Below are 19,010 nucleotides of genomic sequence, written 5' to 3'. Positions count from 1 at the left end.
CGCTCGCCAGAAAGCACGGCCCGAAGAGCGCTGGCTGGCAGACGGAACCGGGCGGGAACCGCCTCTCAGCTGCCGTATCCGCTGCCGGCTTTCCTGTAGTCGCCGCGTGGCGGGCTGAAGACATCGATTACCAAACAGCCGTCCGGACCGGCCCTGAGGCCGTGCACGACATTGCCCGGCGTGCACCAGAAATCGCCCGCCCTCACATGGTGCTCGACGCCGTCCTGGGTGCGCACCCCGCTGCCTTCAAGCATGATGCCCCACTGCTCTTCCGGATGGCTGTGCATCGAACCCTCGGCGTTCGGCTCGATCCGGACCACCGAGAACATCAGGTTTTCGCCGGGAAAGATCCGCGCCGTCAGCCCCTCGGCAAGGATGCGCTGAATGCCCTGATCCGGATCATGAAGATTGAAGAAGTTCCCGTTTTCCATCGACCAGCCTCCCGTGGATTTTCCGTCGCCGAGAAGCATCGACCGCGGGTGCCCGGGGGGCAAGATGTGATCCGCGGCTCGGCAATGAGCGGTCAGGGCCGTATCAGAATGCGGTCAAGAAGTTCGGTCTGCCCGTGCGCCCCGACTCTCAGGAGCAGGGTCTCGCCAGAGGCCGGGAAGACATCCGTCAACGCCGTTATGTTCACCTGATGCGTCACCAGAAAGACGGTCTCTCCGGCCGGGAGAGCGGCCAGAAAGCTGCGGGTTTCGGCCGTCTGTGCGGCGCCCGTCGAGCGATCCTCGAAGAACGAATTGAGGCTCGGAAGTTGCTCGACATCGCCGAGCCCGAGGAGCTTCGCCGTCTCCATGCAGCGGCACCATTGGCTGGACAGCACCCGGTCGACCGCGACACCGGCCCGGCGCACCGCGGCGCCGATGCGGCGCGCCTGTTCGCGGCCGGCTTCGTCCAGATTGCGCTGGGTCGAACAGTCCCCGAGACGGAATCCGTCGGGATCTCCGCCGCCCGGCGCGATGGCGTGGCGCATGATCGCCACCGTCCTCGGCTCCTCCAGCAGATCCCATCCGGTTCCGCTCGCCCTGGCCGGATCGAGCACCGCAGTGGATTGCACGAGAAAACAAAGACAAACGAGCAGCGTACGCATTCTTTTCCCCATCGTTCCGGGAGCACCGAACCCGGACGAGAGGTAGCTCCGGGGCGCGTCCCGGCAAGACCGAAGGCTCGAGACACGGCCGCAAAAAAGAGAGCCCCGCCGGAGGCGGGGCCGTCAGGTGACGATGACAGGAGTTACGATCGACACCAGTCAGATTGCGAGATACTCCTGACGGAGCGCCTCGTCATCGAGCACTTCTTGGGCGGTGCCATCAAAGACGATCTGGCCCATATCGAGGATCAGCGCGCGATCCGCCAGGTGAAGCGCGGCAATCGCGTTCTGTTCCACGATGATGGTGGTGAGGCCGAGCGTCTTGATCTCTTCCAGGATCTTCTCGATCTCGCGCACAATCACCGGCGCGAGACCCTCATAGGGCTCGTCCAGCAGCAGGAGCTTCACGTCGCGGGCCAGCGCCCGGGCAACCGCCAGCATCTGCTGCTCGCCCCCGGACATGGTCACGCCTTCCTGGTTGCGCCGTTCGGCGAGACGCGGGAAATGCTCGTACAGCCGTTCGATCTCCCAGCCGCGCGGGCCATGGATCTGCGCCAGCTGCAGGTTCTCCTCGACCGTAAGGCCCGGAATGATGCGCCGGTCCTCCGGGACCAGGCCGACCCCATTGTGCGCCGCCTCGAAATCCTTCATCCGGTGCAGCGGCTTGTGGTCGAGCCAGATCTCGCCGTGCTTCAGTTCCGGGTTGGCCATCCGGGCGATGGTGCGCAGAGTCGAGGTCTTCCCGGCGCCGTTGCGGCCGAGCAAGGCGACGATCTCGCCCTCGTGGATGTTGAAGCTGACGTCCTGGACGATATAGCTCTCGCCATAGAAGGCCTGCAGTCCCCAGCAGGAGAAATAGGCGGGCGGCGTGCCAACGTTCCGTATCGGGTTCTCCGGCTTGACCATCGGATCTTCCGGCTGCTTGAGGAGGGTTTCCTGGCTCATAGATGGGCTCCCCCGAGATAGGCTTCCTGTACGCGCGGATCGCCCTTGATCTGTTCCGGCTTGCCCTCGGCGATCACGGTGCCCTGGGCCATGACGGAAACCTTGTTGGCGAGCGAGAACACGACATGCATGTCGTGCTCGATCACGATCTTGGTGATGCCGCGCTCCCCGATCTTCTTCAGCAGATCGATGGTATTGTTCGTGTCCGCCCGCGACATGCCGGCGGTCGGCTCGTCGAGCAACAGCAGTTTCGGATCCTGCACCAGGCACATGGCCAGTTCCAGGCGCCGCTTGTCGCCGCGGGACAGCTCCTTGGCGGAGACGTTTGCCTTCTCGCCGAGATTGACATCCTCAAGCATCGCCATGGCGCGGTCCAGGACGTCCTTCTGTCCCCCCACCTCCGACCAGGCATCAAGCGAGAACGGACCGTCCCGTTTGGCAAGGGCCGGGATCATGACGTTCTCGACCAGAGACAGTTCACCGAAGATCTCCGGCGTCTGGAACACCCGGCTGATCCCCAACTGGTTGATCTCATGGGGTTGACGATTGAGCAGGGACACACCGTCGAAATCGACCGTACCGGTGTCGGGCTCCAACCGGCCGACCAGGCAATTCAGCAGGGTCGATTTGCCGGCGCCGTTCGGCCCTATGATCGCATGCACGGTGCCGGCTTCGATGCCGATGTTGACCTCGTTGAGGGCTTTCAGGCCGCCGAAGCGCTTGTTTACCCCCTTGACTTCGAGAATACCCATCAGTCCGCTCCTTATTCCGCCGGATTTGCGTTGGGTGTCGGCGTACCGGCCGAGTCATTGGAGCCATCCCGGCGCCGGAACAGCCGGCCAAGCCTCTGCCCGCCTTCGACAACCCCGCCCGGAAGGAAAATCACGACGAGCATGAACATTATCCCGAGAGTGAGGTGCCAGCCCTTGCCGATGAACGGATGAATGATGAATACGAAGAAATCCTGCATTCCTTCCGGCATCATCGAGAACCAGCCATAGAGAACATTGTCGTTGATCTTCGAGAAGATGTTCTCGAAATACTTGATCACGCCTGCGCCGAGAACCGGGCCGATCAGGGTGCCGACACCGCCGAGAATGGTCATCAGCACCACTTCGCCGCTGGCAGTCCATTGCATTCGTTCGGCACCGGCCAGCGGATCCATCGCCACCATCAACCCTCCGGCAAGGCCGGCATACATGCCCGAGATGATGAATGCCGCAAGAGTGTAGGGCCTGGGGTTCTTGCCCGTGTAGCGCAGCCGCTGCTGGTTCGTCTTGACCGCCCGCAACATCATTCCGAAAGGCGACCGGAAGATGCGGATCGAGACGTAGAACGCGATCAGCATGATTACGGCACAGAGATAATAGCCGAAGTTGAAAGTGAACTCCCACGGGCCCAGCGCCAGTTCGAATCCGTCGCGCATCTCGATGCCGAAGAAGTTCGTCGCCGGAATCGTCCCATCCACCTGGCTAACCCCCAGGATCCGCGGATCGTCGAGGGCCAGTTGCAGACCGGTCTCCCCATTCGTGATCGGCGTGAGGACCGAGTAGGCCAGCGCGAATGACATTTGCGCGAACGCGAGCGTCAGGATCGAGAAGTAGATCCCCGAACGACGGAGCGAGATGTATCCGACGATCGCCGAGAACAGGCCCGCGAAGATCACTGAGACGACGATCGCCGGGAGCACGTTCATGGTGAGCAGCTTCAGCATCCACACGCCGGCGTAGGAGCCCACGCCGAGAAAGGCGGCATGTCCGAAGCTCAGGTACCCGGTAAGTCCGAAGAGGATGTTGAAGCCGATCGCGAAGATCCCGAAGATCACGAACCGTTGCATGAGATCAGGATAACCGGCATTGAACTGCGCCAGTTCGGACCCTGAAGGGAAAGGGTTGAGCAGGAATGGTGCCAGCAGCGTCAGCGCGATGACGACCAGGAACATTTTTTTGTCTTTGCCGTGGAGTCCCAGCATCGGTCACTCCTCCATGACGCCCTTGCGGCCCATCAGGCCGCGAGGGCGCGTCAATAGAATGATGATGGCCACAAGATAGATGATGATCTGGTTGATGCCCGGCAGCAGGGCGACGATCTCACCCATCGAGGCGAAGGACTCGAGCACGCCCAGCAGGAAACCTGCGGCAACAGCTCCCACAAGGGATCCCATGCCCCCAACCACGACAACGACGAAGGACAGCACAAGGAAGTCCATGCCCATATGGTAGTTGGGGGAGTTGATCGGGGTGTACATCACCCCTGCGAGTCCGGCAACGCAGGCCGCGATTGCGAACATGATCGTGAAACGCTTGTCGATATTGATGCCGAGCAGCCCCACTGTCTCGCGGTCCGCCATGCCTGCGCGGACAACCATGCCGAAGGTCGTGTATCTCAGGAAGGCAAAGACACCCCCGATGATCACTGCGGCGAACAGGAAGTAGACCAGACGCCAGTAGGGATAGATGATCGACCCGGGATCGAAGCCCAGCAGGACGCCGAAATCCGCGCTGCCGGTCAGGGCCGGGGGCGCAGGCGTCGGAATCGGGTTGGCGCCGTAGAAATATTTCACGATCTCCTGCAACACAATCGCCAGTCCGAACGTCACCAGGATCTGGTCGGCATGAGGCCGCTTGTAGAAGTACTTGATGAGGCCGCGTTCCATAGACAGGCCGACGAGAATCATGACCGGAATGGCGAACAGGATCGCCAGCGGCACGGACCACTCGATCATGGCGGCGCCGACCTCGGGGCCAAACCAGTCGTAAATGTACGGCGTATCGACCTTCAGGGGGTTGCCGAGGAAGTCTTTCCGGACCGGATCGATGGTCTGATAGGAAAATTTAAAAATCGCGTTCAGTGTGACCGCGCAGAACGCGCCCAGCATGAACAATGCCCCATGAGCGAAATTGACGACGCCCAAGGTTCCGAAAATTAGCGTTAGACCGAGCGCGATCAGCGCATAGGCGCTGCCTTTGTCCAGCCCGTTCAATATCTGAAGAATAATCGCGTCCATGACGCCGCCCCCTGTGGATCCGATCGAACATCCGGGCCGTCATCGCTGACGGCCCGGACAGCCGACCGCACCCGTTCGGGCACGGTCGGCGCGATGGGAGTGCTCGATTAAGCGCCCGGGTTGCAGGTACCGAGGCTGCCGCCCGCAAACTGCGGGTGATCCGGCGCGTAGGTGACCTGGGAAACCGGCGTCACTTCGACGATCTCGAGCAAGTCGAACTCGGAGGTCGGGTTCTCTTTACCCTTCACGACCAGCACGTCCTTGAAGCACTGGTGATCATCCGCACGGTACAGGGTCTTGCCGTTGCCCATGCCGTCGAATTCGAAGCCTTCGAGGGCCTCGACGACTGCGCACGGGTTGAAGCTGCCGGCCCGCTCGACGGCATCGGCGTAGAGCAATGCCTGGGTATAGCAGGTGTGGGCAGCCTGGCTCGGCGGGAAGCCGTACTTCGAGCCGAAGGACTTGACGAATGCCTTGGAACCCTCGTCCTGAAGCGACCAGTGCCAGTTCGTCGAGCCGAAGATACCCTTAACGTTGGCGCCCGCACCCTTGGCCATCAGGCGCGAATAGAGGGGAACAACGATCTCGAACTGCTTGCCGTTGGCCATCCGGTCGCGCAGTCCGAACTGAACCGCGTTGGTGAGCGAGTTCACCATGTTGCCGCCATAGTGGTTCAGCACGAGCACGTCGGCGTCCGACTGCAGAACCGGCGTGATGTAGGACGAGAAGTCGGTTTGCGCCAGCGGGGTCTTGACCGCTGCCACAGTCTCCCAGCCCATAGCCTCGGTCGAGCTCCGGACGGCTTCTTCCGTCGTGTAGCCCCAGTTGTAATCCGCGGTCAGATGGTAAGCCTTGCGGTCGTTGCCATAGGCTTTCCCGAGCACCGGCGCAAGCGCCGCACCGGACATGTAGCTGTTGAAGAAGTGCCGGAAACCGTTGGCCTTCTTGTCCTTGCCGGTGGTGTCGTTGGAGTGGGTCAGACCGGCCATGAAGATGACGCCGGCTTCCTGACACAGCGCCTGCACGGCCACGGCAACACCGGAGGACGAACCACCGGTGATCATGATTGCGCCGTCTTTCTCGATCATCGATTTCGCCGAGGCGCGGGCCGCGTCGGATTTGGTCTGGGTATCGCCGGTCACATACTCGACTTTCTTGCCGAGAATACCGTTTCCTTTCAGCGCCTTGGACGAGAAGGTATTCATCATCCCGCCATCGCCGCCACCGTTCAGGTGCTCAACGGCGAGTTCGTAAGCGCGGAGTTCGTCCGCACCTTCATCCGCATACGGGCCGCTCTGCGGGACGTTGAAGCCGAGGGTAACGCTGCCACCCTTCGGCTCGTTCATGTAGGCGTTTGCGGTGCGAGTAAAGATCGTCGGAGCCGCAAGGCTTGCGCCGACCAGGGCCGAGCCTTTCAGCAGGCCACGGCGGGTGACGTCCATTGTGAACTTTGCCATGTATTCCTCCCGTTATTTTTCTGGAGCGGCATCGGATCCCAACGCGCCACTCCGGTCTTGAGCATAATGGTCGCTCGGTCAACGAGACTACGCACCGCCAGTCAACTTGCGAATAAGTATTTGAAATATGCACATTTTTTTGTAAAGATTTCCATTTGAAGAAAGCCTTGTTTGTAAATAATTTACGCTGCGGCGCAGCAACTCGAACCAAATCAAGGGGTTGGAAATGGCCCGGGCGCCTATTGGAATGCGACTGCGCGAAAGGCGCAAAACCATCGGCCGCACGCAAGCGGAACTTGCCGCCGCGGTCGGAATATCGGCCTCCTATCTGAACCTGATCGAACACAACAAGCGGCAGGTCAGCGGCGCGCTGCTCCTGCGCCTCGGCGAAGCACTCGATGTCGGGATCGATTATCTCGACGGCGCCGCGGAACGGCGGCTGATCCAGGATCTGGAGGAAATCGCCGCCGACCCGGCGCATGCGGACCTCGAGATCGACTCGGACAGCACGACCGACCTGGTCGCCCGCCATCGACCATGGGCCAGCCTGATCGTGAAGCTGCACCGCGATCATCTCGATCAGACCGCGGCGGTCAGGGCCCTCTCCGACCGGCTGAGCCAGGATCCATTCCTCTCCGACGCGGTGCACGGGATGCTGTCCAACATCGCCGCCATACGCTCGACCTCGGAGATCCTGGCAAGCGTCGGCGACATTCCGGAGGAGCAGCAGGCGCGCTTTCATCGCAATCTCGCGGACGAAAGCGCCCGGCTGTCCGACGTCGCCCAGGCCATGGCGGGCTATTTCGACCGCGCCCCCTCGCGCCTCGGCTCCGTCACTCCGGCGGAGGAGGTGGACGACTTCCTGCTGGAGAACCAGAACTATTTCGACGCCATCGAAGACGCGGTGAGCGATTTCGCGGCCAGCCTCGACTGCGACCCGGTGGCGCCGGAATTCGAGGGGGTCGCCCGCGCGCATCTAGAAAATAGCGGCTCCGGCTTCCTCGAATCCCTGGACGCGGGCAGCGCGGCGCTTCCTGCCGCGAGCCGGCGCTTCGCAGTCGCCCGCGCAGTTCTCGTCCCGGCGCTCCGCGAGGAGATCGAGGAGATCGTCGCCTCTGCGGACCTGCTGACCAGCGACGCCGCCCTGGTCCGGGCCCGGCGGGCGCTGCAATCCTATGCCGCGGCGGCGCTGCTCATGCCCTATGACCGGTTCCGTGAAGCCGCCGTCGCCTCGCGCTACGATATCGACAAGTTGCAGTACCGCTTCGGCGTCAGCCTGGAACAGGTCTGTCACCGGCTCGCCTCGCTCCGGCGTCCAGGTGCGGAAGGCGTTCCCTTCGCCTTCATGCGCTCGGACCCCGCCGGCTACATCACGAAACGCCTGCCCCTGCGCGACCTGCCGCTTCCGCGCTACGGCGGCGCCTGTCCGCTCTGGGCGATCTACCGCGCCTTCCAGACCCCGGACCGGGTGTTCCGACACCTGGTCGAATTCGCCGACCGCAGCCGGTTTCTCTTCATTGCGAGGACAGTCGCGAAACAGGCGACCGGGTTCGACCGTCCGCAGCACCTCGTCTCCATCATGCTCGGCTGCGATGCGCTCTATGCGCCCGATCTGGTCTATGGCGACGGACTGGACCTGTCCTCGAAATCCATTGCCGAACCTGTCGGTTCCGCCTGTCGCGTCTGCCCGCGCGAGGACTGTCGGCACCGACAGGAACACCCGATCACCGGGAGCTAGAGCGCGCGACGCCCCTTGCGTCGCCCTCCACCTCGGTTAAACTCCGCGAACCGGCACTCTGGCAATGACCGGGAAATCAAGGAGGCATGGGGGAAACAGCGTGACAACACGCGTCTTTATCGCGGAGGACGAACCGAACATCCTCGAGTCCCTGAGCTTTCTGCTCGGGCGCGAAGGCTGGGAGGTAACCAGCGCCCTCGATGGCAACGCCGCCCTCGAACAACTCAATAGCCAGGCCCTGCCGGATGTCGTGATCCTCGACATCATGCTGCCGCACCGCAACGGCTTCGAAATCCTGCGTCAGCTTCGCGCCTCGCCGCGCACCCGCAAACTGCCGGTGATCGTGCTGACGGCGAAGGGGCAGGAAAAGGACCGCAAGACCGCGCAGGAGATCGGCGCCGACGCCTTTGTCACCAAGCCGTTCTCCAACCGCGACGTGATCGATCAGGTCAAGAAGCTGGCCGGGCTCTAGGCAATGCGCCCCTCGTCTCCCGGCGTGGCCGCCAAATACCGGGACGCGGCCTTTCTGCTGCCGCTGGCCGGACTGTTCCTGCTCATGCCACCGCTGATCGACCTGTTCGCGGCGCAGGAAACCCTGTTCGGCATTCCTCTCATCGTGGCATACATTTTCGGGCTCTGGAGCGCGCTGATCCTGGTTGCGTTCTGGTTCTCGCATCGCCTGAGCGATCCGGAGCACCACGCGCCACCGCCGCCGGACATGACCTCGCCGGGGCGCTGATGCTGTCCGCCAATCTGATCTTCGCAATCTCGCTCGCCTATGTGGCGCTGCTGTTCATGGTCGCGTTCATCGGCGATCGGCAGGCACGTTCAGGACAATCCACCTGGATCCAGTCCCCCATCGTCTACACACTGTCGATCTCGGTCTATTGCACCTCCTGGACATTCTACGGTGCCGTCGGCTCCGCTGCGCGCAGCGGGCTCGAATTCGTCACCATCTATCTCGGCCCGACACTGGTCTTCGTCGGCTGGTGGTTCCTCCTGCGCAAGCTGGTCCGGATCGGTCACGTGCACCGCATCACCTCGATCGCCGACCTGATTTCCTCGCGCTACGGCAAGAGCACCAGCCTCGCCGTTCTGGTGACGCTGATCGCGGTGATCGGCACCACGCCCTACATCGCGCTGCAGCTGAAGGCCGTGAGCACGAGCATCCAGGTCATCGTCGCGTCCGATCCCGGAAACCTCGCGACCCCGCCGAGCGACGGGCCGGCCGCGGAGATCGCCTTCTGGATCGCCGCCGGAATGGCGCTCTTCACCATCATTTTCGGCACCCGGACGATCGACGCGAACGAGCGTCATCACGGGGTCGTCGCCGCCATTGCGCTGGAAGCGCTGGTGAAACTGCTGGCGCTGATCTCGGTCGGCCTGTTCGTGGTCTTCGCGCTGGCCGACGGGCCGGCCGATATTTTCAGCCGCGACGCCGCGAAGATCCTGCAGTCCGAAGACATGTTCGACGCCCGCTGGATCGCCCTCACCTTCCTTTCCGGCATCGCCATCATATGCCTGCCGCGCCAGTTCCAGGTCACCGTTGTCGAGAATACCGGCGAGGACCAGCTGCGCATGGCCTCCTGGCTGTTCCCGCTCTACCTGATGCTGATGAGCCTGTTCGTGCTGCCGATCGCCATCGGCGGGCTCAGCATGCTGCCGGAAGGCGCAAACCCGGACATGTTCGTGCTCACCGTACCGATGTCCGTCGATCAGGACCTGCTGGTCCTGCTGGCCTTCCTCGGCGGCTTTTCCTCCGCCACCTCGATGGTCATCGTCGCCTCGATCGCACTCTCTACGATGATCTCGAACCATATCGTGATGCCGGTGATGCTGCGGACGCCATGGACCTCGATCGAACGCAGCGGCGACGTGCGGCGACTGCTGCTGGTCAGCCGGCGGATCAGCATCGGCGTCATCCTGCTGCTTGGCTACATCTACTTCCGGCTCAGCGGGAAATCGGATGCGCTCGCCGCCATCGGCCTGATCGCGTTTGCCGGCGTCGCACAGTTCCTGCCGCCTCTGCTCGGCGGAATCTACTGGAAACGCGCCACCGCGACCGGCGCCAAGATCGGTCTCGCCGCCGGTTTCGTCCTCTGGGGCTATACCCTCTTCCTGCCGAGCTTCGAGGGCGACCTGCTGCTGTCGGCCAGCACGATCGAACACGGCCCGCAGGGGATCGGGCTGCTGCGCCCGCAGGCGCTGTTCGGCCTGACCGGCCTCGACCCGCTGGTGCATGCGCTGTTCTGGAGCCTCAGCGCCAACGTGGTGCTGTTCGTACTGTGCTCGCTGCTGGTCGAGCCGAAGCCACTCGAACGGCTGCAGGGAACCCTGTTCGTCGACGTTTTCCGCACGCCTGCCGGCGACGAGCACCGTTTCATCCGCCGCTCCGCCTCGGCCGAGGACCTCTTCATCCTGGCACAACGGATCCTCGGCGCGGGCGAGGCCCAGCGCCTGTTCCGCGATTTCGCCGAGGGACAGGGCAGCGACAGCGACTTTCCGCACCCCACCGATGCCTTCATTGCCCATCTCGAACGCCGACTTGCAGGGTCCATCGGCGCCGCCTCGGCCCGCGCCATGGTCTCCCAGATCGCCAGCGGCGAGACCATCAGCCTCGACGAGCTGATGAAGATCGCGGACGAGACCGCGCAGCTCATGGAATACAGCCAGGAGGTCGAGAAGAAATCGATCCAGCTCGAGGCGACCGCGCGCGAACTCCGCCGCGCGAACCAGAGACTGACCCTGCTCGACGCGCAGAAGGACGATTTCCTGAGCCAGGTGAGCCATGAAGTGCGCACGCCGATGACCTCGATCCGCTCCTTCTCGGAAATCCTGCTCGAGACCAGGGACCTGACCAGCCCGCAGGCGCAGCGCTTCCTCTCCATCATCCACGAGGAAAGCCTGCGCCTGACGCGTTTGCTGGACGAAATCCTCGACATGAACCTGATGGACCGCGGCGAGGCTTCCTGGAACCTGCACGAACTGGATGCCTCGGTACCGCTCTCCCGGGCGGTCGAGACCTGCCGCGGTCTCGCCCGTTCCACGGGCACAGACATCCAGTTCGAGGAACCCGCCAGCGGGATCGTGGTGGCGGATCCGGACCGCCTGCAGCAGGTGGTCATCAACATCCTGACCAATGCGATCAAGCACAATACCTCGCCAACACCGATGGTCCGGGTCGCAGGCCATCTTTCCGGCGGCGTATACGAGATCGAGATCGTCGACAACGGGCCCGGCATCCCGAGCCATCTCCGCCCGTTCATTTTCGAGAAGTTCCAGCGGGGGGCCGCACAGTCCTCTACCGGCGGCATCGGGCTTGGGCTCGCGATCAGCAAGGAAATCATGAAGCGGCTCGGCGGCAGGCTCGTGCTGGACGAGGACGAGGGGCCGGGAACCCGGTTCCGGATCACCCTCGCGGCGAAGCCCGCGGGCGCCTGACGCCGGTCCGCCGCCTCGACCTAACGCATCTCGGCGAGCTGGCGATTGTGGGGGCGCGCAAGAAGAAGCTGCGCCAGAATCGCGCCGAGCCCGGCAAGCGCCATGTCCTTCTGGGTATCCCAGACATCGCCCTGGGTCGCGAGAAAGGCGTCCGCCTCCCCGCCGACCAGTACGGCGGCCAGCCACTCGAGCAATTCGTAGCTCGCACTGACGCCGAGCACGGAGAACAGGACGATGGCGAAAAGCCATCGGCCGGGCCGGAGCGGCGAAGTGCGGATCAGAAGCTCGCGTATGGCGATCGCCGGAATGAAGCCCTGCGCCAGGTGGCCGACGCGATCATAATGATTGCGCGAGAGGTCGAATGCGTCGCGGATCCAGTGAAACAGCGGCACCTCGGCATAGGTGTAATGTGCCCCGACCAGCAGGATCACCGCATGCAGCGCGATCAGCAGCATGAGCAACGGAGTCGCCGGAAACCGTCTGCGGACGGCCCAGAGCAACGGATAGACGATCAGGACCGGCAGCGCTTCCATCCACCAGGTCAGCCGGTCGGCCGCATCGACATAGGACCAGAGGCAGACCGGCGCCACGGCAATTGTCGTCAATGCCAGCAGCCGCCCGCTGTCAGGTCCGGCGGCGGCGTTCAAGCGGATACCGTGCGCCGGACCGCGTCCCGCCAGCCCCGATAGAGTTCGTCCCGCATTCCCGCTTCCATCTGCGGCTCGAACCGGCGTTCGAGGGCCCATTGCGCCGCCATGGCCTCGGGTTCCGGGTAGTAGTCGTGCCGGAGACCCGCGAGATAGGCCGCGCCGAGCGCGGTGGTTTCCGCCACCACCGGGCGGTCGACCGGGGCGCCGAGAATATCGGCGAGAAATTGCATCGCCCAGTCGGAGGCGACCATGCCGCCATCGACCCGGAGCACGGTGTCTTCGCCGCCCGCATTCCAGTCGCTGTGCATCGCCTCCACCAGGTCGCGGGTCTGGTAACCGACGCTTTCCAGCGCCGCGCGGGCGAAATCGGCCGGGCCGGAGGCCCGGGTCAGGCCGAACATCGCGCCACGCGCCTCGGCGTCCCAATAGGGCGCGCCGAGCCCGGTGAAGGCCGGCACGAGATAGACCCGGTGCGCCGTGTCCGCCTTCTCCGCGAGCGCGCTGCTCTCAGCCGCCTCGCCGATCAGCCGCAATCCGTCGCGCAGCCACTGCACGGCGGCGCCGGCGACGAAGATCGAGCCTTCCAGCGCATAGGCCGGCTTGCCGCCCAGGCGATACGCGATCGTGGTCAGCAGCCGGTTGCGCGAACGCACCGGTACATCGCCCGTGTTAAGCAGGGCGAAGCAGCCCGTACCGTAGGTCGATTTCAGCATCCCGGCCCCGAAACAGGCCTGTCCGACCGTTGCCGCCTGCTGATCCCCGGCGACGCCGGAAATCGGGATCGCGGCGCCGAGGATAGCCGACTCGGTGATTCCGAAATCATCCGCCGAATCCTTCACTTCCGGCAACATCGAGCGTGGAATGCCGAGAATGCCGAGCAGCTCGTCGTCCCAGTCGCCCTTGTGAATGTCGTAGACCAGCGTGCGTGAGGCGTTGGTCGCATCGGTCGCATGCACCTTGCCGCCGGTGAGCCTCCAGATCAGCCAGCTGTCGACGGTTCCGAAGGCGAGATCGCCGGCTTCCGCCTTCGCGCGCGCGCCCTCCACATTATCGAGGATCCAGGCGATCTTGGTGCCGCTGAAATACGGATCGAGCAGCAGGCCGGTGCGGCTGGTGAACAGGTCCTCGTGCCCGGCTTCTTTCAATCTCGCGCAAAAGGCGGCGGTCCGCCTGTCCTGCCAGACGATCGCGTTCGAGACCGCCTCACCTGTGCGGCGGTCCCAGACCAGAGTGGTCTCGCGCTGATTGGTGATGCCGATGGCGGCGATCCGTTCCGCCCCACCGACTTTCGCGACTGCCGCGCGCGCGGTCTCAACCGTGCTGCGCCAGAGATCTTCCGGGTCGTGCTCGACCCAGCCCGATTGCGGGAAATGCTGCGGGAACTCCTGCTGCGCGACCGCGGCGGCCCGGGTATTGGCATCGAAAATGATCGCCCGGCTGGACGTGGTCCCCTGATCGAGCGCGAGAATGAGCCGGTTGTCTCCGGCCCTGGCGGCTGCGTTCATCTGCTCCTCCCTCGTGCGGTTTGATTCCGCATCCTCGGGTTTGAATACCGCGCCCGAGCGGGGAGTTTCCAGCACAAACGAAAACCGCGCCGCCCGGGTGGGGCAGCGCGGCTGCGAACTGTCTTCGGCGCGTGGGAGGGCGGTTTATTTCGCCGTCTTCGCCCGCTCAATGGCTTCCACGATCACTTTGCGGGCGGAGTCCTCGTCACCCATCTCGATGAACTTCACCCACTTGTCCTGCTCGAGATCCTTGTAGTGCTCGAAGAAGTGGACGATCTGCTGGATCAGGATTTCCGGCAGGTCGCGGTAGCTCTTCACGTTGGCGTAGTAGGGATGTAGCTTCTCGACCGGCACCGCGAGGATCTTCTCGTCCATGCCCGCCTCGTCCTCGAGATGGACGACGCCGATCGGACGGCAGGGGATGACAGCGCCCGGGACCACGCCGGAGCCGGTGACGACCAGGATATCGGCCGGGTCACCGTCGTCGGACAGCGTGTTCGGAATGAAACCGTAATTGGCCGGATAAAACATGGCCGTGTGCAGGAACCGGTCCACCATCATGGCACCGGAATCCTTGTCCAGTTCGTATTTGACCGGCACCCCGCCCTGGGGGATCTCGATGACGGCATGTACCTCGTGGGGCGGATTCGGGCCGGTCGTGATCTTGCTAACGTCCAAAGGTCTAGCTCCATTCGGACGGGACTCTGGCCGGTCACCCGGCAGACAGTATTCCCGCTCTATATCGGATTGGCGATTGCGTTCGGTTTTGCAGCGCAGCATTTGCGGCAATGCAGCCCGAAGGTCAAGTCCCGAATGGAGGCAGCGGCGATCCGACGATCGAAGTCGGTGGTCTCGACTTACCTCGTCCCGCCGGGTTTGCCGAGGGTATTGGGATTATGCTCCCCATGCTCGCCAACATAACGCGGATCGATTTTTTCTTGCGGCGCGGACGCCTCGCGGATCGCCCCCTCGACCAGTCGGGCAATCTCGCTTCTGGTATCTTCGGGGATCTCGGTGCCGCGCAGGAACTGCTGGAGGCTTTCCGCCTGCTCCATCCTGATCGTGAGGGTGACGTCGCTCATGGTCCCGCTCCTTTCATGGTTGAGTTGCTTGGATATCCTAACGAACGCTCCGGCTTTCAACCAATTACCGACCGGGCGTCACGTCCTTCAGGTAACTCGCCATGCCGCGCGCCTGTTCCCACTGCCGGGGATATCCGAGGGAAACCTCGTGAAAGCGGGTGCCGTCGATGATGTCGGTCCGTCGCGTGTGGAGATGCCCGGTGACCACCTCGACGGAGCGGAACCGGCGGTGCCAGTCATGCGTGCGGCGGGTGCCGCACCAGGGCAGAAAGCGCGGAACGCGGGGGATCCGGATCAGTTCCTCGCGGAGCGGCCAGTGATTGACCAGGACGGTCCGGGCCTCCGGCGGCAGTGCCGCGAGTCGGGTCTCCGCCTCTTCGCAGCGCGCGGCACACCAGTCGGCACGGCTGTCAAAGGGAGCCGGGTCGAGCAGCAGCTCGTCCGCCGGCACCGCGTGCATTTGCCGCACCCAATCCTTCAGGTCTTCGAGTGCGACATTCTGCGGACGGAAGCTGTAATCGTAGAGCAGGAAGAGCGGCGCGACGAAGACCGGCGCTCCCTCCAGATCCTCCGGCCAGCGCGGATAGGGATCTTCCGGCGTGATCGCCCCGGTCCCGCGAGCCAGATCCACCAGGTGCCGGTAGCGTGCCTCTCCCCGGCGGGCAACGGCGCCCGGCCGGCGGTCTGTCCAGAGATCATGATTTCCCGGCACCCAGACGACGGCGCCAAAACGGCCCGACAGAAGCTCCAGAGCCTCGACAAAGACTTCCTCACGTTCCGCGATATCGCCGGCGAGGATCAGCCAGTCCTCGCCATGGTCCGGCAGATCCCGGAGCGCGGCCCGGTTGACCTCGGCGGCGAGATGCAGATCCGAGATCGCCCATAGACGCTTGCCGGAACCGCCGGTCGTCACGGCCCGGTGCCTCCGCGCGCTTCCAGCGCCTCGCGGATCGCGGCCCGGCGCGAAATCATCCAGAACAGCGCGAGCGCGGTCAGCCCGCATCCGACGATCAGCGGCCAGCGCAGACCGGCCCAGTCGGAGACCCATCCCATGGCGAGCGCACCGACGGCAGGTCCCCCGCGGAACAACATTCCGTAGAGCGCGACGACACGCCCCCGCATTCCGTCTTCCACCGCCGACTGTATCAGGGTTTGCGCCCCGGCACCGTGCGTCACCATTGCGCCGCCGGCGACGGCGAGCGCGACCAGGCCGACCCAGAAATTCGACGTCAGGCTGAACACCAGCAGGGAGACGATCATCGCCGCGACGCTGACCAGAGAGAGCTGCACCAGGCCTTCGAGCCCGGCGCGCTGCCCGAGATAGATGCCACCTGCGACGGCGCCGACACCGGTGACCGTCGCCATCATCGAGAGCCCTTCGGCACCTCGGGAGAAGATCTCCACGGCATAGCCGGGCAGCAGTTCGAAAACCGGGCGCATGCAGATGCAGGACACAAGCATCAGGACCAGGGTCGGTCCGATGCCGGGATGCCTCAGCGAGTAGCTGTAGCCTTCGATCATCTGTGCAAAGAGCCCGTCGCCGCCCTTGCGCGGGGTCAGATCCGGACGCGGCCGGATCATGAACAGGGCGGCGATGAAGGGCAGATAGCTGATCGCGTTGGCCAGAAACGCGTATCCGGCGCCGTAACCGACGATCACCAGACCAGCGATGGCCGGACCGACGAAACGGGCAGCATTGAAGATGACCGAATTGATCGCCACGGCCGAGGCCAGATCCTCGCGCCGGACGAGATTGGGGATCAGCGCCATCCGCGCCGGCTGCCAGAAGGAGACGACGATGCCGGTCCAGAGCGCGAGGGCGAAGAGCGACCAGATGGTCAACGTCCCGCTCAGGGTCAGCACCGTCAGGATCGTCGCCTGGATCATGTTGAGGCACTGGGCCACGCGGGCGATGGAGATGCGGTCCAGCCGGTCCGCCAGCGCGCCCGCGAAAGGACTCAGCAGCACGACCGGGAAGAGTTCGGCGAAAGAGATGATCCCGAGCCAGGTCGGGCTCTCGGTCAGTTGCCAGGTCACCCAGCCGATCGCGATCCGCTGCATCCACAGACCGATCACGGTCAGGGAGCTGCCGATGCAATAGATCGAGTAATCGCGGTTGCGGAACGCCTGACAAAAGCGCGCCGCCGAGCTGGCGAGGGACATGACTGATTTCTAGGCCAAAGCGACGGGATTGGGAATCCCGCAGCGTCAGTCCACGGAGATTTTGTGCCCGAGCGCGATCAGCACCACGCAGGAGGCGTTGTGCAGTATGTTTTCGAGTTCCGCGTTATCGAGACGGATGAGGAGGCGGAAGGCCTTCACGCAGACCGGGTTGTATTTCGACGCCTCGGCCTCGTTATACATCTCTTTCAGCCAGTCGCGCACCGGCTCCTGCCCGGCGCCGCGGGCCTGCGCCCGGCAGCGGTCCATCATGCCGCCCATCAGCGGCAGCAGCCCGTGCTTGCCGCGCCAGACCGCCTCGTCGCGGCGGAATTCGATGCGATCATGGACCTTGCCGAGCAGGTAATGCATCAGGCCGCAGAGAAATTGCTCGAGGCGGCGCATCTCCAGCTCGTCGATATCGATCACCGCATCGCACATGGCGCGCACGATCTCGCGCACCCACACGTCACGGTCGAGCGTGCCGATACGGGGTATTGCGTGTTCTGTGCGGCGGAGCGGGTCCATGGCGTTGTTCTTAGGGCCTTAGTTTTAAGCAGTGGTGAACAGACCCGACGGATTTAGCGCGAATTTCGAACAATCGCCAGCCCGCAATATGCAACAGCGCGAAATACACCGGGGACCGCGTCCCGGTTCTTGAACCGTACCCTGTGCGGGCGTAGGCTCAGCCGCACATCGCACATGCCAGCCTTTCCGAGGAAAAAATGAGCTTCATCGCTGACCGTCTCGGCCGTATCAAGCCGTCCCCCACCATTGCCATCAGCACCAAGGCGCGCGAGTTGAAAGCCGCGGGCGGCGACGTGATCGGCCTGTCCGCCGGCGAACCGGATTTCGACACACCGGCGCACATCATCGAGGCCGCGGTCCTGGCGATGAAAAACGGCGAGACCCGCTACACCGATCCGGACGGCACGCCGGAGCTGAAGGACGCGATCTGCCGCAAGTTCAAGCGCGACAACAATCTCGACTACCAGCGCAATCAGGTCACGATCGGCACCGGCGGCAAGCAGGTGCTCTACAACGCCCTGATGGCGACCCTGAACCCGGGCGACGAGGTGATCATCCCGGCGCCCTACTGGGTCTCCTACCCGGACATGGTGCTGCTCGCCGAGGGTGAGCCGGTGATCGTTCCCTGCCCGCAGGAAATGGACTTCAAGCTGCAGCCGGAGGATCTGGAGAAGGCGATCACGCCGAAGACCAAGTGGATCATCCTGAACAGCCCCTCGAACCCGTCCGGCGCCGGTTACACGCGGGAAGACATGAAGAAGGTCACCGACGTGCTGATGAAGCATCCGCATGTCTATGTGATGACCGACGACATGTACGAGCACCTCGTCTATGACGATTTCAAGTTCTGCACCCCGGCGGAAGTGGAGCCCGGCCTCTACGACCGGACGCTGACCGTGAACGGCATGTCCAAGGCCTACTGCATGACCGGCTGGCGCATCGGCTATGCCGCCGGTCCGGTGGAGCTGATCACCGCCATCCGCAAGATCCAGTCGCAATCGACCTCGAACCCGTCCTCGATCAGCCAGGCGGCCTCGGTCGCGGCGCTCGACGGGCCGCACGACTTCATCGCCAGGCACAACGAGTCCTTCAAGGCGCGCCGCGACCTCGTGGTCTCGATGCTGAACCAGGCGAGCGGCATCGACTGCCCGACGCCGGACGGCGCCTTCTACGTCTATCCGTCCTGCGCCGGCACGATCGGCAAGACGACGCCGGACGGCAAGGTGATCGAGAACGACGAGGACTTCTGCACCTATCTGCTGGAGGCCGAAGGCGTCGCGGCGGTGCATGGCGAGGCGTTCGGCCTCAGCCCGCATTTCCGCATCTCCTACGCGACCTCCGAGTCCGTGCTGGAAGACGCCTGCGCCCGCATCCAGAGGGCCTGCGCCGCGCTGCGCTGAGGCT

At 63.9% G+C, this 19,010-nt stretch carries 19 protein-coding genes; 5 read left to right on the top strand and 14 right to left on the bottom strand.

Translation table 11 applies throughout. The features are described from left to right. Positions 1 to 65: 65 nt before the first annotated feature. From ACOOE1_RS17520 to ACOOE1_RS17490, 7 genes are all read right to left on the bottom strand, one after another. Positions 66 to 431, bottom strand: coding sequence for a cupin domain-containing protein (locus ACOOE1_RS17520; RefSeq protein ID WP_420403493.1), 366 nt, complete (start codon positions 429 to 431; stop codon positions 66 to 68). Positions 432 to 523: 92 nt separating this feature from the next. Then, positions 524 to 1,093: a histidine phosphatase family protein gene (locus tag ACOOE1_RS17515; RefSeq protein WP_420403492.1), complete on the bottom strand. Its 570-nt coding sequence runs from the start codon at positions 1,091 to 1,093 to the stop codon at positions 524 to 526. Positions 1,094 to 1,252: 159 nt separating this feature from the next. Continuing rightward, entirely contained in the window at positions 1,253 to 2,038 is a 786-nt protein-coding gene (locus tag ACOOE1_RS17510; protein WP_420403491.1) for an ABC transporter ATP-binding protein, read from the bottom strand. Further along, the gene (locus ACOOE1_RS17505) at positions 2,035 to 2,790 is read right to left on the bottom strand and encodes an ABC transporter ATP-binding protein (protein ID WP_420403490.1); all 756 of its coding nucleotides are present in this window, start codon (positions 2,788 to 2,790) and stop codon (positions 2,035 to 2,037) included. The genes ACOOE1_RS17510 and ACOOE1_RS17505 overlap by 4 nt, the downstream gene beginning before the upstream one ends. An 11-nt stretch (positions 2,791 to 2,801) precedes the next feature. Beyond that, positions 2,802 to 4,010 (bottom strand): branched-chain amino acid ABC transporter permease, encoded by a 1,209-nt coding sequence (locus ACOOE1_RS17500; RefSeq protein ID WP_420403489.1) that lies wholly within the window; start codon positions 4,008 to 4,010, stop codon positions 2,802 to 2,804. A gap of 3 nt (positions 4,011 to 4,013) precedes the next feature. After that, positions 4,014 to 5,045, bottom strand: coding sequence for a branched-chain amino acid ABC transporter permease (locus ACOOE1_RS17495; RefSeq protein ID WP_420403488.1), 1,032 nt, complete (start codon positions 5,043 to 5,045; stop codon positions 4,014 to 4,016). A 107-nt stretch (positions 5,046 to 5,152) separates the two neighbouring features. Beyond that, positions 5,153 to 6,502 carry a substrate-binding protein gene (locus tag ACOOE1_RS17490; protein WP_420403487.1) on the bottom strand — a complete coding sequence of 450 codons (1,350 nt, stop codon included), beginning with the start codon at positions 6,500 to 6,502 and terminating at the stop codon, positions 5,153 to 5,155. 247 nt (positions 6,503 to 6,749) lie between these two features. On the opposite strand from ACOOE1_RS17490, the gene ACOOE1_RS17485 reads away from it, so the two are divergent. From ACOOE1_RS17485 to ACOOE1_RS17470, 4 genes are all read left to right on the top strand, one after another. Next, positions 6,750 to 8,240 carry a helix-turn-helix domain-containing protein gene (locus ACOOE1_RS17485; RefSeq protein ID WP_420403486.1) on the top strand — a complete coding sequence of 497 codons (1,491 nt, stop codon included), beginning with the start codon at positions 6,750 to 6,752 and terminating at the stop codon, positions 8,238 to 8,240. 100 nt (positions 8,241 to 8,340) lie between these two features. Then, positions 8,341 to 8,712 (top strand): response regulator transcription factor, encoded by a 372-nt coding sequence (locus ACOOE1_RS17480; RefSeq protein WP_420403485.1) that lies wholly within the window; start codon positions 8,341 to 8,343, stop codon positions 8,710 to 8,712. Between the two features lie 3 nt (positions 8,713 to 8,715). Continuing rightward, positions 8,716 to 8,979: a hypothetical protein gene (locus ACOOE1_RS17475; protein WP_420403484.1), complete on the top strand. Its 264-nt coding sequence runs from the start codon at positions 8,716 to 8,718 to the stop codon at positions 8,977 to 8,979. Further along, complete coding sequence (locus ACOOE1_RS17470) at positions 8,979 to 11,681, top strand: ATP-binding protein (RefSeq protein WP_420403483.1); 2,703 nt, start codon at positions 8,979 to 8,981, stop codon at positions 11,679 to 11,681. Before ACOOE1_RS17475 ends, ACOOE1_RS17470 begins: the two co-directional genes overlap by 1 nt. Before the next feature lie 20 nt (positions 11,682 to 11,701). Here the strand turns inward: ACOOE1_RS17470 and ACOOE1_RS17465 are convergent, their stop codons facing one another. The 7 genes from ACOOE1_RS17465 to ACOOE1_RS17435 all read right to left on the bottom strand — a co-directional run bounded on the left by ACOOE1_RS17465 (position 11,702) and on the right by ACOOE1_RS17435 (position 17,606). Further along, the gene (locus ACOOE1_RS17465; protein WP_420403482.1) at positions 11,702 to 12,328 is read right to left on the bottom strand and encodes a DUF2238 domain-containing protein; all 627 of its coding nucleotides are present in this window, start codon (positions 12,326 to 12,328) and stop codon (positions 11,702 to 11,704) included. After that, on the bottom strand, positions 12,325 to 13,836 hold the full coding sequence (glpK, locus tag ACOOE1_RS17460) for a glycerol kinase GlpK (protein ID WP_420403481.1): 1,512 nt from the start codon (positions 13,834 to 13,836) through the stop codon (positions 12,325 to 12,327). The genes ACOOE1_RS17465 and glpK overlap by 4 nt, the downstream gene beginning before the upstream one ends. 144 nt (positions 13,837 to 13,980) lie before the next feature. Next, positions 13,981 to 14,514: an inorganic diphosphatase gene (gene ppa, locus ACOOE1_RS17455; RefSeq protein WP_420403480.1), complete on the bottom strand. Its 534-nt coding sequence runs from the start codon at positions 14,512 to 14,514 to the stop codon at positions 13,981 to 13,983. Positions 14,515 to 14,693: 179 nt separating this feature from the next. Then, on the bottom strand, positions 14,694 to 14,918 hold the full coding sequence (locus ACOOE1_RS17450) for a hypothetical protein (RefSeq protein WP_420403479.1): 225 nt from the start codon (positions 14,916 to 14,918) through the stop codon (positions 14,694 to 14,696). A gap of 64 nt (positions 14,919 to 14,982) precedes the next feature. Further along, complete coding sequence (locus tag ACOOE1_RS17445; protein ID WP_420403478.1) at positions 14,983 to 15,831, bottom strand: metallophosphoesterase family protein; 849 nt, start codon at positions 15,829 to 15,831, stop codon at positions 14,983 to 14,985. Continuing rightward, entirely contained in the window at positions 15,828 to 17,081 is a 1,254-nt protein-coding gene (locus ACOOE1_RS17440; RefSeq protein WP_420403477.1) for an MFS transporter, read from the bottom strand. Before ACOOE1_RS17440 ends, ACOOE1_RS17445 begins: the two co-directional genes overlap by 4 nt. A gap of 45 nt (positions 17,082 to 17,126) precedes the next feature. Further along, the gene (locus tag ACOOE1_RS17435) at positions 17,127 to 17,606 is read right to left on the bottom strand and encodes a hypothetical protein (protein ID WP_420403476.1); all 480 of its coding nucleotides are present in this window, start codon (positions 17,604 to 17,606) and stop codon (positions 17,127 to 17,129) included. A gap of 197 nt (positions 17,607 to 17,803) precedes the next feature. Here ACOOE1_RS17435 and ACOOE1_RS17430 point away from each other — a divergent pair, with 197 nt between their 5' ends. Next, on the top strand, positions 17,804 to 19,006 hold the full coding sequence (locus ACOOE1_RS17430; RefSeq protein WP_420403475.1) for a pyridoxal phosphate-dependent aminotransferase: 1,203 nt from the start codon (positions 17,804 to 17,806) through the stop codon (positions 19,004 to 19,006). Positions 19,007 to 19,010: the final 4 nt, after the last annotated feature.

Origin of the sequence: Nisaea sp. (assembly GCF_965216895.1) — a bacterium.
Classification (GTDB): domain Bacteria; phylum Pseudomonadota; class Alphaproteobacteria; order Thalassobaculales; family Thalassobaculaceae; genus Nisaea.
This window is presented reverse-complemented; position numbering and strand designations above follow the sequence as displayed.

Excerpts from the sequence above, each read along its gene's own strand:
- ACOOE1_RS17520 (WP_420403493.1), bottom strand. The coding sequence starts at position 431 with ATGGAAAACGGGAACTTCTTCAATCTTCATGATCCGGATCAGGGCATT.
- ACOOE1_RS17515 (WP_420403492.1), bottom strand. The coding sequence starts at position 1,093 with ATGCGTACGCTGCTCGTTTGTCTTTGTTTTCTCGTGCAATCCACTGCG.
- ACOOE1_RS17510 (WP_420403491.1), bottom strand. The coding sequence starts at position 2,038 with ATGAGCCAGGAAACCCTCCTCAAGCAGCCGGAAGATCCGATGGTCAAG.
- ACOOE1_RS17505 (WP_420403490.1), bottom strand. The coding sequence starts at position 2,790 with ATGGGTATTCTCGAAGTCAAGGGGGTAAACAAGCGCTTCGGCGGCCTG.
- ACOOE1_RS17500 (WP_420403489.1), bottom strand. The coding sequence starts at position 4,010 with ATGCTGGGACTCCACGGCAAAGACAAAAAAATGTTCCTGGTCGTCATC.
- ACOOE1_RS17495 (WP_420403488.1), bottom strand. The coding sequence starts at position 5,045 with ATGGACGCGATTATTCTTCAGATATTGAACGGGCTGGACAAAGGCAGC.
- ACOOE1_RS17490 (WP_420403487.1), bottom strand. The coding sequence starts at position 6,502 with ATGGCAAAGTTCACAATGGACGTCACCCGCCGTGGCCTGCTGAAAGGC.
- ACOOE1_RS17485 (WP_420403486.1), top strand. The coding sequence starts at position 6,750 with ATGCGACTGCGCGAAAGGCGCAAAACCATCGGCCGCACGCAAGCGGAA.
- ACOOE1_RS17475 (WP_420403484.1), top strand. The coding sequence starts at position 8,716 with ATGCGCCCCTCGTCTCCCGGCGTGGCCGCCAAATACCGGGACGCGGCC.
- ACOOE1_RS17470 (WP_420403483.1), top strand. The coding sequence starts at position 8,979 with ATGCTGTCCGCCAATCTGATCTTCGCAATCTCGCTCGCCTATGTGGCG.
- glpK (WP_420403481.1), bottom strand. The coding sequence starts at position 13,836 with ATGAACGCAGCCGCCAGGGCCGGAGACAACCGGCTCATTCTCGCGCTC.
- ACOOE1_RS17450 (WP_420403479.1), bottom strand. The coding sequence starts at position 14,918 with ATGAGCGACGTCACCCTCACGATCAGGATGGAGCAGGCGGAAAGCCTC.
- ACOOE1_RS17440 (WP_420403477.1), bottom strand. The coding sequence starts at position 17,081 with ATGTCCCTCGCCAGCTCGGCGGCGCGCTTTTGTCAGGCGTTCCGCAAC.
- ACOOE1_RS17435 (WP_420403476.1), bottom strand. The coding sequence starts at position 17,606 with ATGGACCCGCTCCGCCGCACAGAACACGCAATACCCCGTATCGGCACG.
- ACOOE1_RS17430 (WP_420403475.1), top strand. The coding sequence starts at position 17,804 with ATGAGCTTCATCGCTGACCGTCTCGGCCGTATCAAGCCGTCCCCCACC.